Annotated in this window: 10 protein-coding genes and 1 other annotated feature; of the genes, 2 read left to right on the top strand and 8 right to left on the bottom strand. The window is 42.1% G+C overall.

Translation table 11 applies throughout. From position 1 onward, the window contains the following. Positions 1-21: 21 nt before the first annotated feature. Positions 22-1299, bottom strand: coding sequence for a serine--tRNA ligase (serS, locus tag BUB56_RS10035; RefSeq protein WP_110941187.1), 1278 nt, complete (start codon positions 1297-1299; stop codon positions 22-24). Positions 1300-1348: 49 nt separating this feature from the next. Next, positions 1349-1565, bottom strand: a binding site (T-box leader). A gap of 47 nt (positions 1566-1612) precedes the next feature. After that, positions 1613-2131 carry a hypothetical protein gene (locus BUB56_RS10030; RefSeq protein WP_110941186.1) on the bottom strand — a complete coding sequence of 173 codons (519 nt, stop codon included), beginning with the start codon at positions 2129-2131 and terminating at the stop codon, positions 1613-1615. Between the two features lie 198 nt (positions 2132-2329). Between BUB56_RS10030 and BUB56_RS10025 the strand changes: the two genes are divergently transcribed. Together BUB56_RS10025 and BUB56_RS10020 are read left to right on the top strand one after the other, a co-directional pair. Beyond that, positions 2330-2521: a hypothetical protein gene (locus BUB56_RS10025; RefSeq protein WP_110941185.1), complete on the top strand. Its 192-nt coding sequence runs from the start codon at positions 2330-2332 to the stop codon at positions 2519-2521. 139 nt (positions 2522-2660) lie between these two features. Then, on the top strand, positions 2661-3449 hold the full coding sequence (locus tag BUB56_RS10020; protein ID WP_110941184.1) for a hypothetical protein: 789 nt from the start codon (positions 2661-2663) through the stop codon (positions 3447-3449). A gap of 218 nt (positions 3450-3667) precedes the next feature. Here BUB56_RS10020 and BUB56_RS10015 read toward each other — a convergent pair whose 3' ends face one another. The 6 genes from BUB56_RS10015 to BUB56_RS09990 form a co-directional block, all read right to left on the bottom strand. Then, positions 3668-6421 carry a UPF0182 family membrane protein gene (locus BUB56_RS10015; RefSeq protein WP_110941183.1) on the bottom strand — a complete coding sequence of 918 codons (2754 nt, stop codon included), beginning with the start codon at positions 6419-6421 and terminating at the stop codon, positions 3668-3670. Positions 6422-6837: 416 nt separating this feature from the next. After that, positions 6838-7875: a PTS sugar transporter subunit IIC gene (locus BUB56_RS10010; RefSeq protein WP_110941182.1), complete on the bottom strand. Its 1038-nt coding sequence runs from the start codon at positions 7873-7875 to the stop codon at positions 6838-6840. Between the two features lie 51 nt (positions 7876-7926). Then, on the bottom strand, positions 7927-8832 hold the full coding sequence (gene nadA, locus BUB56_RS10005; RefSeq protein ID WP_110941181.1) for a quinolinate synthase NadA: 906 nt from the start codon (positions 8830-8832) through the stop codon (positions 7927-7929). A gap of 200 nt (positions 8833-9032) precedes the next feature. Further along, positions 9033-9566 carry a transcription repressor NadR gene (locus BUB56_RS10000; protein ID WP_110941180.1) on the bottom strand — a complete coding sequence of 178 codons (534 nt, stop codon included), beginning with the start codon at positions 9564-9566 and terminating at the stop codon, positions 9033-9035. 183 nt (positions 9567-9749) lie between these two features. Next, a complete protein-coding gene (locus BUB56_RS09995) occupies positions 9750-11828 on the bottom strand; it encodes a methyl-accepting chemotaxis protein (RefSeq protein ID WP_110941179.1) in 2079 nt (692 codons plus the stop codon). Between the two features lie 157 nt (positions 11829-11985). Then, the gene (locus tag BUB56_RS09990) at positions 11986-12765 is read right to left on the bottom strand and encodes an ATP-binding cassette domain-containing protein (protein ID WP_190014392.1); all 780 of its coding nucleotides are present in this window, start codon (positions 12763-12765) and stop codon (positions 11986-11988) included. Position 12766: the final 1 nt, after the last annotated feature.

The raw sequence follows: 12766 nt of genomic DNA, 5'->3' as shown, positions 1-12766 counted from the left end.
AATGTCTCAGTCTGCTCCCATTTATTTTGTAATCATTTCAATGCCGCCCATATAAGGTCTTAAGGCTTGAGGGATAACCACGGAGCCATCGGCCTGCTGGAAGTTTTCCAGGATGGCCGCGAAGGTTCTGCCTACAGCTAAGCCGGAACCATTAAGGGTATGGACAAACTCTACCTTGCCCTTTGGTTCAGGTCTAAAGCGTATATTGGCTCTCCTGGCCTGGAAATCTTCAAAATTACTGCAGGAAGAAATCTCCAAATATCGGTTATAGCTAGGCATCCACACCTCTATATCATAAGTACAGGCAGAGCTAAAACCCAAGTCTCCCGTTGAAAGCTTCACCACTCTGTAAGGAAGCTCCAATCGCTTTAATACCTCTTCAGCTGCCGCTAATAAGCTTTCCAGCTCTTCATAAGAAGTCTCAGGACTTGTGAATTTTACCAGCTCTACTTTATTGAACTGATGCTGGCGAATAAGTCCTCGGGTATCTCTTCCTGCAGAGCCCGCTTCTTTTCTAAAGCATGGGGTATAAGCTGTATGATAGATAGGAAGCTGGTCTGCATCCAGGATTTCATCCATGTATAAATTCGTCACAGGTACCTCTGCCGTTGGAACCAGGAAGTAATCCTTCGCAGGAATGTGGAACATATCCTCTTCGAATTTAGGCAGCTGCCCCGTACCGGTCATGCTGGCACGATTCACCATAAAAGGCGGTAAAATCTCTGTATACCCATGCTCACCTGTATGCAGATCCAGCATAAAGTTTATAATGGCTCGCTCCAGCTTAGCTCCTAATCCATTGTACACGGTAAAACGGGTTCCCGTAATTTTTCCCGCTCTTTCAAAATCTAAAATACCTAAATCTGTACCAATATCCCAATGGGCCTTATGTTCAAAATCAAATTGTTTGGGCTCTCCCCATTTTTTCACCTCAACGTTATCTGCATCACTTTGTCCTGCAGGCACACTTGGATGAGGTGCATTGGGAATCCCCATCAATATTTCCTGAATTTGCTGTTCAACTACTTTTACCGCTTCGTCTAAGGCCTTAATTTTATCTGACAGCTCTTTCATTTCTTCCATCACTGCAGAAGCATCTTTTCCTTCTTTTTTAAGCTTTGGTATCTCCTTTGACACCGTATTTTGCTTGTTTTTCATTTGTTCCACTTCTTGAAGCAGGTTTCTGCGTTTCTCATCCAGCTCAACTACTTGATCCAAGCCATAGTCCCCTTGTCCTCTGGACATCACTCTTTCCTTAACATAATCCAACTCATTTCGAATGCGTTTTAAATCTAACATTTGACCTACCTCCTTATCGCTTTTCGTAAAAAAACTCCCGTCCCAAAATGATAGGGACGAGAGTTATATTCCCGCGTTGCCACCCAAATTGATTGAATTCCTTCAATCCTCTTTGCTGCGATATAACGGTCGCACCCGTTTGGACCTACTCTTTCTTTCAGTCCACAACTCCGAGACGGATTCAATAGCCAATTTCACCGGTTTGCACCTACCACCGGCTCTCTACACAAACTGAACTATTTACTATTTCTCTTCACAGTCTTTTCCATATTTTAAAATATTCTAACATATTACCATTAGTTTGGCAAGAACCTTATTTTTTATTCTCTTTTTCTTTTGCATAGAGCATGGATAATAGTCCGGGTACCCGCTGTATCTTTAAACCGTGATATACTTGATCTATCCGCAGCAAATGTGGATTTTCAATATCAAAGGGTATAATATTCTCCTGTTGATCCCTGCCCCCAAAGGTATATAGCCAAAGGTTTTGTCCCAGCAGCCAGAGCTCTACATAGATATCATGAATAATGTTTTCTTTCAGCTTTAACCCCCGAAATGTCTTTTCAGAGCTCTTCATTTGCAATATATCTTTTTGCTCCTTTAAGAGGATGAGCTCCAACATTTCATAAACTTTTTCCTTTAGACGTTCTTCTTTATCTTCCTCATCACAATAGATATCAATATATTGTTCATGAAGATCTAAAGTTTCATAATATAACGCTTCCAATCGATCGTCATCTCTTTGAAAATAATAGGCTGCTAAGGATTTAAAAAAAATCTTTGTCAGCATCCAAAAATAGCTGCCTGTTGTAAGTACCCTTTGATTATCCATCTATTCCCCCCCTTTTCAGGGTAATCTACCTGTACTAAGGATTATATTTATATTATATTCATATTATGCAATAATCTCCGGTTTTGATACCTCATATGAACTCTCTATTATTTTAGTGTCTTTACAAAAAAAATGTATATTACTTTGTCCCATTGCCTATAATTACAAGTAGCAAAGAAAGTAGAGGGGGGAATATCCATGCATGACATTGATTTATATGCTCAAATCGGTGATTTAAAGGAAGTTGATTATCGCAATACCTTAGCCATTGCTACGATGATTGAGATACTGATCGATAAAGGTGTGATTCAAAGAAAAGAATTTTCCCAGATGGCACAAAAACTAGATCAAATGACAATTGAAGAGCTAAAATTTTTACGTAGTCGTTAGTCCCAATTATTTTGTGAATACGCTCCTTACTTATATCCTAAAAAACCTAAGTGATTAGGTTTTTTTATTTGTATAAAGTGAAACCTTTTGCCAAAAATTCCGTCTATAATATGAGAGTTATTTTAGGGGGATTTTTGTTATGGGGGTAAAGCGTCTATTTTTTTTATGTTTTGTATTGCTCCTTACAGCTTTTTTAGTTTCCTGCTCGGAGCAGAAAACCTTAAGCCCTGATCAGGTAGCCATGATTAACGGCCATGTTATTACCGTGAAAGCAGTAGAGACTCAGTTTAAGTTCCTCCAGCTGGAAAAACAGCTTTACGAATATAATCGTTTTCGAAATAATATTTATCCAAAGCTAGAGCTTCTGGGAATCAGACCTTCTCTAGTAGATGATATTATTCTTTTGATTCAGCAGGGAAAACTCAATGAAGCTAGAGCAGCGGTTCAGAATTTAGCTGTTGCAGAGGAAAAAAACACACTGAAATATTTTGTATTAAAGGAAATTGACAATTATGAAAATCTGCTAAAAAAACAAACTCTCCTCTATGCCTATCAACAGGCTTTAACGAAAGCAGTTATCGCAGAAGAACTGGAGGCAAGGGACCTAAATCCTTCTTCTAAAGAAGTGGAGGGAGCCTACCTGGCCTACCAAGCTCAGATTAGGGAGGATATTGAAAGCAATATATTTTATCAGTATTATTACAGATACGCAAAGATAAGGGAAATGGAATTATTTGGTTTGGAGACAGAGGAAGCATACAAAAGCCATGTATATGACAAAATTAAGCAGCAGCTTGGGGAGGAAAAACTTAAAAAAGTCATTGGAACTTATCATTTTCAGGAGTATATTGAAAAGAAATTAAAAGAAGCTGAAATCGTCTTTAACGAACAGTTTGATCAATACAAAAATGATACACCGCTCCCTTGATTGAATCCTTTTCATCTACCTTCCTTGCTGATCATCCCAATGTCTTGGACCGTGTTATGGAGCCTCCCATTGATCTGATCTGCAACGGTTTATTTAATCTTTTCTTTTAGTGCAAAAAGAGACCTGTTCTGTAAAAGAACGGTCTCTTTTTTAACTCAACGGAAGGGCACAGGATCCCTTCTCCACAGTTTAATTCTTTTTAGCAATATAATGACAGACTATTGAGCTCCTTGGTTCAATCGCTCCAGGATACTTTTCAATTCCTCAATCCTCGCCCCGTATTCTGACCAGTTTCCTGCTCTTTGGGCCTCTTGGGACCTATTGAACACCTCATTGGCTTTGCGGATCAGTGCTTGAATATCCTCTTCGCCCTCTTCAGCATCGGGGATTTGTGGTGACTGCAGGCCTGGAGCCGGCGCCTCTGCTGCTTTGCCAAACAGTACTTCCAGAGCTTCCTCCAGCGTCTCCTCGTAGGCGATCCGCTCACCATAGAATACGATCACCCGTTTTACCTCCGGCAAGCTGCTTTCGTTGTCTGCTTTCAGGTAGATGGGTTCTACATAGAGCAGAGAATTTTCAATAGGAATAGTCAGCAGATTTCCGCGAATATAGCTGGAACCTTGCTGTCCCCAAAGAGAGAATTCTTTAGAGATATTGGTATCTTGATCAATTTTAGACTCAATCTGCATAGGTCCATAGACATTCTTCTGTTTTGGCAGACGGTAGAGCATCAGCTTCCCATAGTTTTCTCCATCGGACCGCCCCATGAGCAGGGCTGTCATATTTGGCTTATTCTTCGGTGTATAGGGAATCGATAGGATGAATTCTTCCTGTTCTTCTCCCGGCAGCTTCATGATATTATAGTGGGATTCCATTACCTGTTCTTTTCGTTCATACATCTCACGGGCGATATCCCACAGATCCTCTTTTGTATAAAAAACATCTATATCCCGCATATGATAGGTTCGATATACCTCTGCCTGTATATCAAACAAGGTCTGGGGATAGCGAATATGGGCTTTGATACCCGCCGGCATCTGATCCATCGGTGTCAGCAGCTGCGGAAACACCTTCCCTAGAGTCTGTATTACCGGGTCCTGTTCATCAGCAACATAATAGGTAGTGGTACCATTATAAGCATCAATCACAACCTTTACTGAATTGCGGATATAGTTGCCCCGATCCCCTACATAGGGTTCTGCATAGGGGTAGTTCTCACTGACGGTATAGCCGTCGATCATCCAATAGAGCTTTCCTTCATCAATGATCAGGTAAGGGTCCTCATCATAGTAAATAAAGGGTGCGATTTTTCTAACTCTCTCATTGATGTTTCGATAGAGATGAATCCGGCTTTCTCCCGTGATATTTCCTGATACCAAGAGCTTTAGACTTCCCTGCCGGATTGCATAGATCAGCTTATTCAATCCCCCCAGACGGATTCCTGCAGTTCCCTCATAAACAGCCTCTGCATTTTGCTCCCCTTGGGGATAATCAAACTCTTTTTCCTTGGTGTTGGTAATAATATACTGATTGGTTATCTCCCCAAAGTAGATTTCCGGTCGTGTAACCTCTAAGGCCCGAATATCTGTTTCCGGTGGAATATTCCTTACCAGCAGCCTGGGGGAGCCCTCAGCTGTAATGGTATTCACCGGGGATAAGGCCACCCCATAACCATGGGTATACTTTAGATGCTGATTGATCCACTGCTCATTGACACGCTTTGAATCTATTTCTCTGGCAGATAAAAAGACCTGGGTATACTGACCATCGATACTATATCGGTCAATATCTACATCATTGAACTGATAGTAGGGACGGATTCCCTGTCTTTGATTATAAAACTGCAGCGTGGGGCGGTAGTCATTAATCCGAATATTTCTGACCGTCTCTTGATTTCTTTCCAGGTCCTCGCGGGTTAAATTATTTTCTGCAGGAAAATCCTGAATTTCGATATTATTTAATCCATAAGCCTCTTTCGTAAATGCAATATTGTATTCCAGATAGGGACGCTCTTTGGAGATTTCATCCGGAGCCACCACAAAATTTTGCACTACCATGGCTGCTCCATTGCCAAGGATGCCGATGGCAATAATCATGATCGGTCCCAACAGAGCCTGCCTCAGTTTTCCTTTTCTGATGCCTGCAATCCACAATCCCGCTGATAGAAGAGATAAAACCGCCAATGCCCGATACATCCATAGGGTTACACGGACATCGGTAAAGCTGGCGCCATAGGCTACCCCTCTCGGAGAGTACAGCAGTTCAAAGGTTCTGAGATAATAGCCGAGACCCAGTATTAAAAAGAAAATTACCCCGACGAGCATTACCTGGCGGATGGCGATATCCAGCAACTTTTTGCCTTCTGAAATAGGCATTCCCCGTTTCATCCTGATGGTGCCTGTTTCCGGAGCTTCCTCAAAGACTTTAGGACTCCGGATGCTCAGCAGAATGATATAGAAAATAAAAGTAAGTATGGCCATCAATACAATAAAGCTGATCAGCATATAATAGATCCGTTGAATCAATGGCAGTTGGAACATATAAAAGGAAATGTTTCGTCCGAAGATAGGATCTGTAGTAGGAAATGGTGCCGCATTGAAAAATTGCAGCAGTTCATACCATAAGCTTCCTGTAAAAGCCATGCTGGTAAAGAAGGAAACAAAGGCAGCGGCCAAAAGAGCCACACGATTCATTCTTTTTTCATCTGAAGCGGCGGTTATGACGTTGACCTTCTTATAATAGTCCTTTTTAATTGACAGCAAATAAAAATAGATTAGCCCTGTCAGCACAATGAAGATAGGAATGCCAAGCTTTAACTGTGTCATCAGCTTCGTCAGAAAGACCTGTTCATATCCAAGCTCTTTAAACCATTGATAGTCTGTAATAAAATTGATAATGGTGGTAAAGGATGTCAACAGAATGATCACTGCCCCAATACCCACAAACACCAACACCCGTTTTCCGTGTTTCAAGTCACTTCACCCCTATTTTATTCATTTAGACACTGTATTCCATTCTCTACGGGATTTCCCTATATGGGATACCCAGAAAATAAAAACCCAGATTCGCTAGTTTTGCCCTTTTGTTCGTTCTAAAGCTCACTCCGATAAAAAATGCTAAAACTTGCAAACTCACTCCGTTCAAACATGCAAGTTTTTACACCCATTTTTTATCTCCATTTGCTAAGAACGATAGCAAAAGGATCAAAGAGCCGCTCTCTTGGGTCTTTTATTTTCTACTGCATTAAAGAATTATACCCTAGTATCAATAAACTTCGGTATAACCCATTCTCTATATTTTATATACGTAGAAGCCCTGTTATTGTCTTATGAAAAAACCTCCTAACAGTATTATTATACCCATAAATACTATCAGGAGGAAAGTTTTTCTAAGGATTTAATTTCATGTCACCAAATTTAATCCAGCCTTTTTTGCGCATATACTCAGAGATAATCAATGTCAATACAGCCGGCAAGATAAAATGAAGGATGGCAATCTTGCCAAGAATCATGGCGGTAGACTGGGTTCCCGCCATGGCTGCCACTGTGCCGAATTGTCCTACCAGGCCGCTGGTTCCCATTCCTGCCCCAACACTATTGTTTTCCATTCTCAGAATAAAGGTGGAGATAGGACCTAAAATCGCACTGGCTAAAGTCGGCGGAACCCAAATCATAGGGTTTCGTATGATATTTGGTACCTGAAGCATGGAGGTACCCAGGCCCTGGGCAATTAATCCCCCCATACCGTTTTCACGGTAGCTGGCTACGGCAAAACCCACCATCTGGGCTGCACAGCCAGTGACAGAGGCCCCTGCCGCCAGGCCGCTTAAGCCTAGAGAGATGGCCAGTGCCGCACTGCTGATGGGCAGAGTTAAAATCATCCCCATCAATACAGCTACGATGATCCCCATAGGAATAGGCTGCAGTTCTGTAGCACTGTTAATGAGACCGCCTAAGCCCTTCATAACCTGGGTCATTACGGGACCAATGAACAATCCCGCTATCCCACCTAACAGAATCGTACCCGCCGGTACCAATACAATATCTACCTTGGTTTTCCCAGCAATACGCTTGGAAAACTCTGCCCCTGCCAATGCGGCCACAAAAGCCCCTACAGGCTCGCCGATCTTTGCTACAAAAACGCCTCCCTCAGCAGGAGAGAAGGTTCCTGCACCGATGGCACCGGTAACAATAGAGGCAAAAATTCCTAATGGACTGGCTTTGACGCTAAAGGCTACCCCCGCACCAATGGCGGGGCCCATTAAGAATTGAGCCATTCTGCCAAAGGCAGACAGGGTTTCCATCTGCGTGTAATCACCAATTTGTTTTAATATAAGTCCGATAATCAAGGAGCTAAATAATCCAAGGGCCATTCCATTTAATGCTTGAGTAATATAATCACGAAAGGAAAAATGCTTTTCTTGCATTTGTTTTCAACCCCCATCCTTAATATTGTCTATTGCAATCTTTAATCCAGTTTATACAAACAATTTTTCCATACAAAGCCGTGCTTTTTCAAGAATATCCTCATGGATCTTTATCTCGTGCTGCTCTTTCTCCAAGGCCCAATATAGGTCTGTCAACGCGGTTTTTTTCATATTAAAGCAGGTTAACACAGGTGATAGTAAGTAAAATTTCTTGTCAGGGTTCTCTTTACGCAGTCGGTGTAAAACCCCCATCTCAGTTCCCACAATAAATTCTTTTTTTTCGGACTGTCTGGCATAATTGATAATCTCTGTAGTGCTTCCTACAAAATCAGCCCTTTCCACGACAGCAGCAGTGCATTCCGGGTGTACCAGCACCAAAGCCCCCGGATGCCTGCTTCGGTTAGCATCCACCTCTGCAGGCCTTACCATATGATGGGTCATGCAGAAACCATCCCAACTGATGATTTCTTTATCCGGTGCCTGCGTAGCAATGTAGCTTCCCATATTTTGATCCGGCACAAATAGAATTTTATCTGCTTTCATTCCCCTCACCAGACTTACTGCATTAGAGGCAGTACAGCAAAGGTCACTCTCTGCCTTAACCTCTGCAGAAGAATTGATATAACATAGAATGGGAATGTCCGGATACTCCATACGAAAGACCCGCAGCTGCTCTTGTTGGATCATATTGGCCATGGTACAGCCGGCATCCAACACCGGCAGTAATACCTTCTTAGCAGGCGCTGCTATTTTGACGCTCTCTGCCATATAATAGACTCCGCTCAATACAATCACTGCTGCATCGGTTTTAGCGGCCTGCTGTACCAGCTCTAATGAATCTCCAACAAAATCAGCAACATCCTGTATTTCAGGTATCTGGTAATTATGCGCCAGAATGATGGCATTTTTTTCCTCTCTTAGCTTCTTCAACCCTTCGATCAACCCTTGTTCCGTCATGATTTCAAATCCCTTCCTTTTCTTTTAACCTTATCATTTTTTGCGTTCTTTCCCAGATTATACACATATCCTTTGATTGCATAAATAGGCCTTTCTCCTTATGTCAATCACCTGCACATCACCTGTCTTGTCACCCCATGGTAAAAATATAACAAATCTCTGTGGATTTTGCAATCCCTGATTTGTTTTATAACCTATGTTTATAAAGAAGCACCCTCTCTTAAGAAATATCCCTTCTCCTTCAACGCATCTACCATCAACTGATAGGCCCTTTCTCCAGAAAGCTCCAAGTGATGGATATGCTCTCCCCCAGTCAGTGAAGACAGGGGTTCTGCCTTTTGGGTCTTAACCTTATGCATAAAATCTTTAACATCCATCCGCGAGCAAATCATCAATTCTCTTGAAATTTTACCATATACAGGATGGTCTACCACCACATCAAGAATTTTTGCTCCCATATCCACCATGATCGTCAACTCTTCTTCCATTTCCTTATAACCCATATGTCTGCAGGCTATGGCCTTAATATACCGATAGTCCTTCGGATGCCTTGGCAGCATATACCCGTTGGCCGTAGCCAAAATCTCATAGCCTTGGGCACGAAGAACTGCAATATCCTGTACAATCACCTGCCGACTTACATCAAAGGTTTTTGCCAATTCTCCTCCTGTAACTGCCTGTTCCTCAGTTTTTAAGGTCTCCAATATTTTTTGACGTCTCTCTTCTGATAACATAGAATCTTCCTTTCTCTCTGTATTCCATCGATCTCAAGAACAGCGTCAACATGTCAATCGGATTAATGGTTTTATTTTACCACAACAGAGCAAATTTGACTATGTCAATGTTTGCTTTCCAAAGAAAAACATAAATAAACCACCAGCAGGGATTGTGCTGCTGATGGCTATGCTATTGATGATCTATGAAATTCTAAAGTTCTTGATGGCTGCTTCCATACGCTTAGCCATTTCGTTCATTTCCTCAGCCAGCGAATTTACCTGCTCTGTAGCTGCATTTTGCTGTTGCGTCGCTGCTGATACCTCCTGGGCTGCTGCTGCTGTTTCTTCTGAAACTGCCGACACTTGTTCTATCACTGCCATCACCCGATTTCTGCTCTCCATCACTTGATTGAGGGATTGGGTGATTTCTTCGATCTTAGAAACGATTCCCGCTACTCCTTGGTCGATGATTCTAAAGGTTTCCTTCGTATGATTTACCGCGTTATTTTGTGCACTTACAACGATCTCCGAATCCTTCATGGTTTGCTGTGCTTTCTCTATATCCTGTTGTATCGTAGTAATAATATTCTTTACATTATTGCTGGACTGAGCGCTATTCTCTGCCAGCTTTCTTACTTCCTCCGCAACCACCGCAAAGCCCCTTCCCGCATCTCCTGCTCTTGCAGCCTCAATGGCAGCATTCAATGCCAGCAAGTTGGTTTGCTCTGAAATAGAGGTAATGGTCTCTACGATTTCTCCAATGGTATTAGCTTTCCGGCTCAAGCTTTCTACTACCTCTCCTACTTTTTGTGCTACACGGTTATTTTCCTTCGCCTTTTCTTCTAAAATTTCAATAGCCTCCAAGCCTTTTTGGTTGGCTTGATATACTTGGTTAGAGGATTTGCTGCTTCCTTGAATATGGGCTGCCATATTGTCCAGTTCAGCGGAAAGGCTCTGCACCGCTGCAGCTCCCTTCTCAGCCTCAGAGGCTTGATCATTGGCACCATTAGCTACTTCTGATATGGTTTTGGCTACTTCCTCGATAGATTTTGCCGTATCTTCCGTGGTAGATGCCAGCAAATCGGAGGTGCCGGATACTTGGGCAGCCGTATTTTGGATCTCCCGTATAAATCCTGTCATACCCTTCATCATGCGATTAAAGCTCTCGCTAAGCTTTCCTAGCTCATTTTGAGATTGGTAGCTGCTGGTTACCGTCAGATCTCCCTTCGATGCCTTTTCCATCAATACCATCAATCCTGTAATCGGCTTGGTGATACTTTTCGATACAAAATAGGTAATGAGTATAACAATCATTGCAAGGACGCCTGCCATCAACAGATTTCTCCGCTGCATTGCATGAGTCATGGCTAGAACATTTGCCTTTTTCTCTACAGTAATAACGGCCCAGGGTGCAGATTGACCCGGCAGCCGGATGCTATGATAGGCACTGATCACCGATTCGCCATTCAGATCCTCATACTCCGCTATCCCTGATTCACCCGCTAATACTTTTTCTGTTATTTCCTTCAGTTTAGCGGGTATTGTAATGGGTTGAATCTCTGTCTTTTCATTCCCCTTTTCATCCTTTACCACATTTCCCTGCGCATCTCTTACCTGCACTGTCTTTTCGTGGGTTTTATAGTTATAAAGCTCTGATACCTGCAATTTATCAGGGTGTGCAATCACAACCCCTTCTCCATCAATAATATAGGCATAGCTCCCATCACGGCTGTGTTTTTCGACCAGTGTTTGCAAGGCATCCAAACTGAGGTCTGCCCCTATGATCCCTACAAAAGTTTTTGCTTCATCATATATAGGCAAAAATATGGAGGTTACCGGTTTATTCCCCGTAAGCGAGTAATAGGATTTGCTCACAAAGGGCTTTTTCTGTTCCATCATTTGGATAAACCACCAGCGGTTGGACCGGTCTCCAAGATTTCCGGAGGATCTTGCGGTTTGCATACCATCGGTGCCTTGTATGTATAATAATTCAAGGTATGGATGCCGCTGTACTGTTCCCACCAGTGTATGGGTTTGCTCCTCAGCATTAAAGCTTATAACATGGCGATCATTTGCCAAATGCTCCGTAATCGTATAGGCTTTCTCAATAAATGCACTCACACTGTCTGCAATGGTATTAGCTACCATGATCTGATCCTCTTGGGCATGTTCTTTTAGATCCTTGGAGATAAAATAAAATCCAAGGACATTGGATGCCAATAAGGGAACTAACACTAAAACCAATGTAATCAAAATCAATTTATTTTGTATAGATTTCACAGATTTTCCTCCTTTGTACAGGGCATAATAGATTATAAAATATTTTCGACAAATTATATAATATTCCTGCAATCTTCATGGGTTTCTAAAATTTTCTAGCATTCCTAAATTTCTTTAATAAGCTCTTTGTAATAATAAAACACACCCGAAGGAGTGTTTATAATAAATCCTGCATCAGCTTTTTGGTATATTCGTGCTTAGGATTTTGTATTAGCTCTGCTGCTGACCCAATTTCCACGATTTTTCCCTTATACATCACCGCAATGCGGTCACAAATATGCTGTATCACCTTTAAATCATGAGATATAAACAAATAGGTCAATCCCAATTCCTGCTTCAAGCTCTTCAGCAGATTTAATATTTGCCCCTGTACCGAAACATCCAAGGCAGAAACCGGTTCATCACAAATGACAAACTTCGGCCGGGATGCAATAGCCCTGGCAATACCTACTCTTTGCTTTTGTCCTCCACTCAATTGATAGGTATGCTTATGCTGATCCTGAGGCTGCAATCCCACTAGATTTAAGAGCCTTACCACTTCCCCCTCTATTTCATCCTCTGGTACAATCCTATGTAACCTCAAGGGTGCAGCCAGCAGCTCGCCAATAGCAGCTTTTGGGTCTAGAGTTTCCTGGGACTGCTGAAAAACAATCTGCATATCCTTTCGGAGCTTTCGCATCTCTATTTCTTTTATTGCTGCAATATCCTGTCCTAGAAAGCATATTTTTCCCGTATCCCTTTTATTAAGCCGTAGAATCAATTCCCCTATAGTTGTTTTTCCACAACCGCTTTCTCCGATTAAACCCAAGGTCTCCCCTTCATAGACAGAAAAGGAAATATGATCTACTGCTTTAATGACAGTTTTTGGAGAAAGCAGGTCTTTTCTCAATGTATAGTGTTTAGAGAGGTTTTCAACCTCCAGCAAAATCTGATTCATC

It is taken from the genome of Geosporobacter subterraneus DSM 17957, assembly GCF_900142145.1.
Taxonomy (GTDB): Bacteria; Bacillota; Clostridia; order Peptostreptococcales; family Thermotaleaceae; genus Geosporobacter; species Geosporobacter subterraneus.
This window is presented reverse-complemented; position numbering and strand designations above follow the sequence as displayed.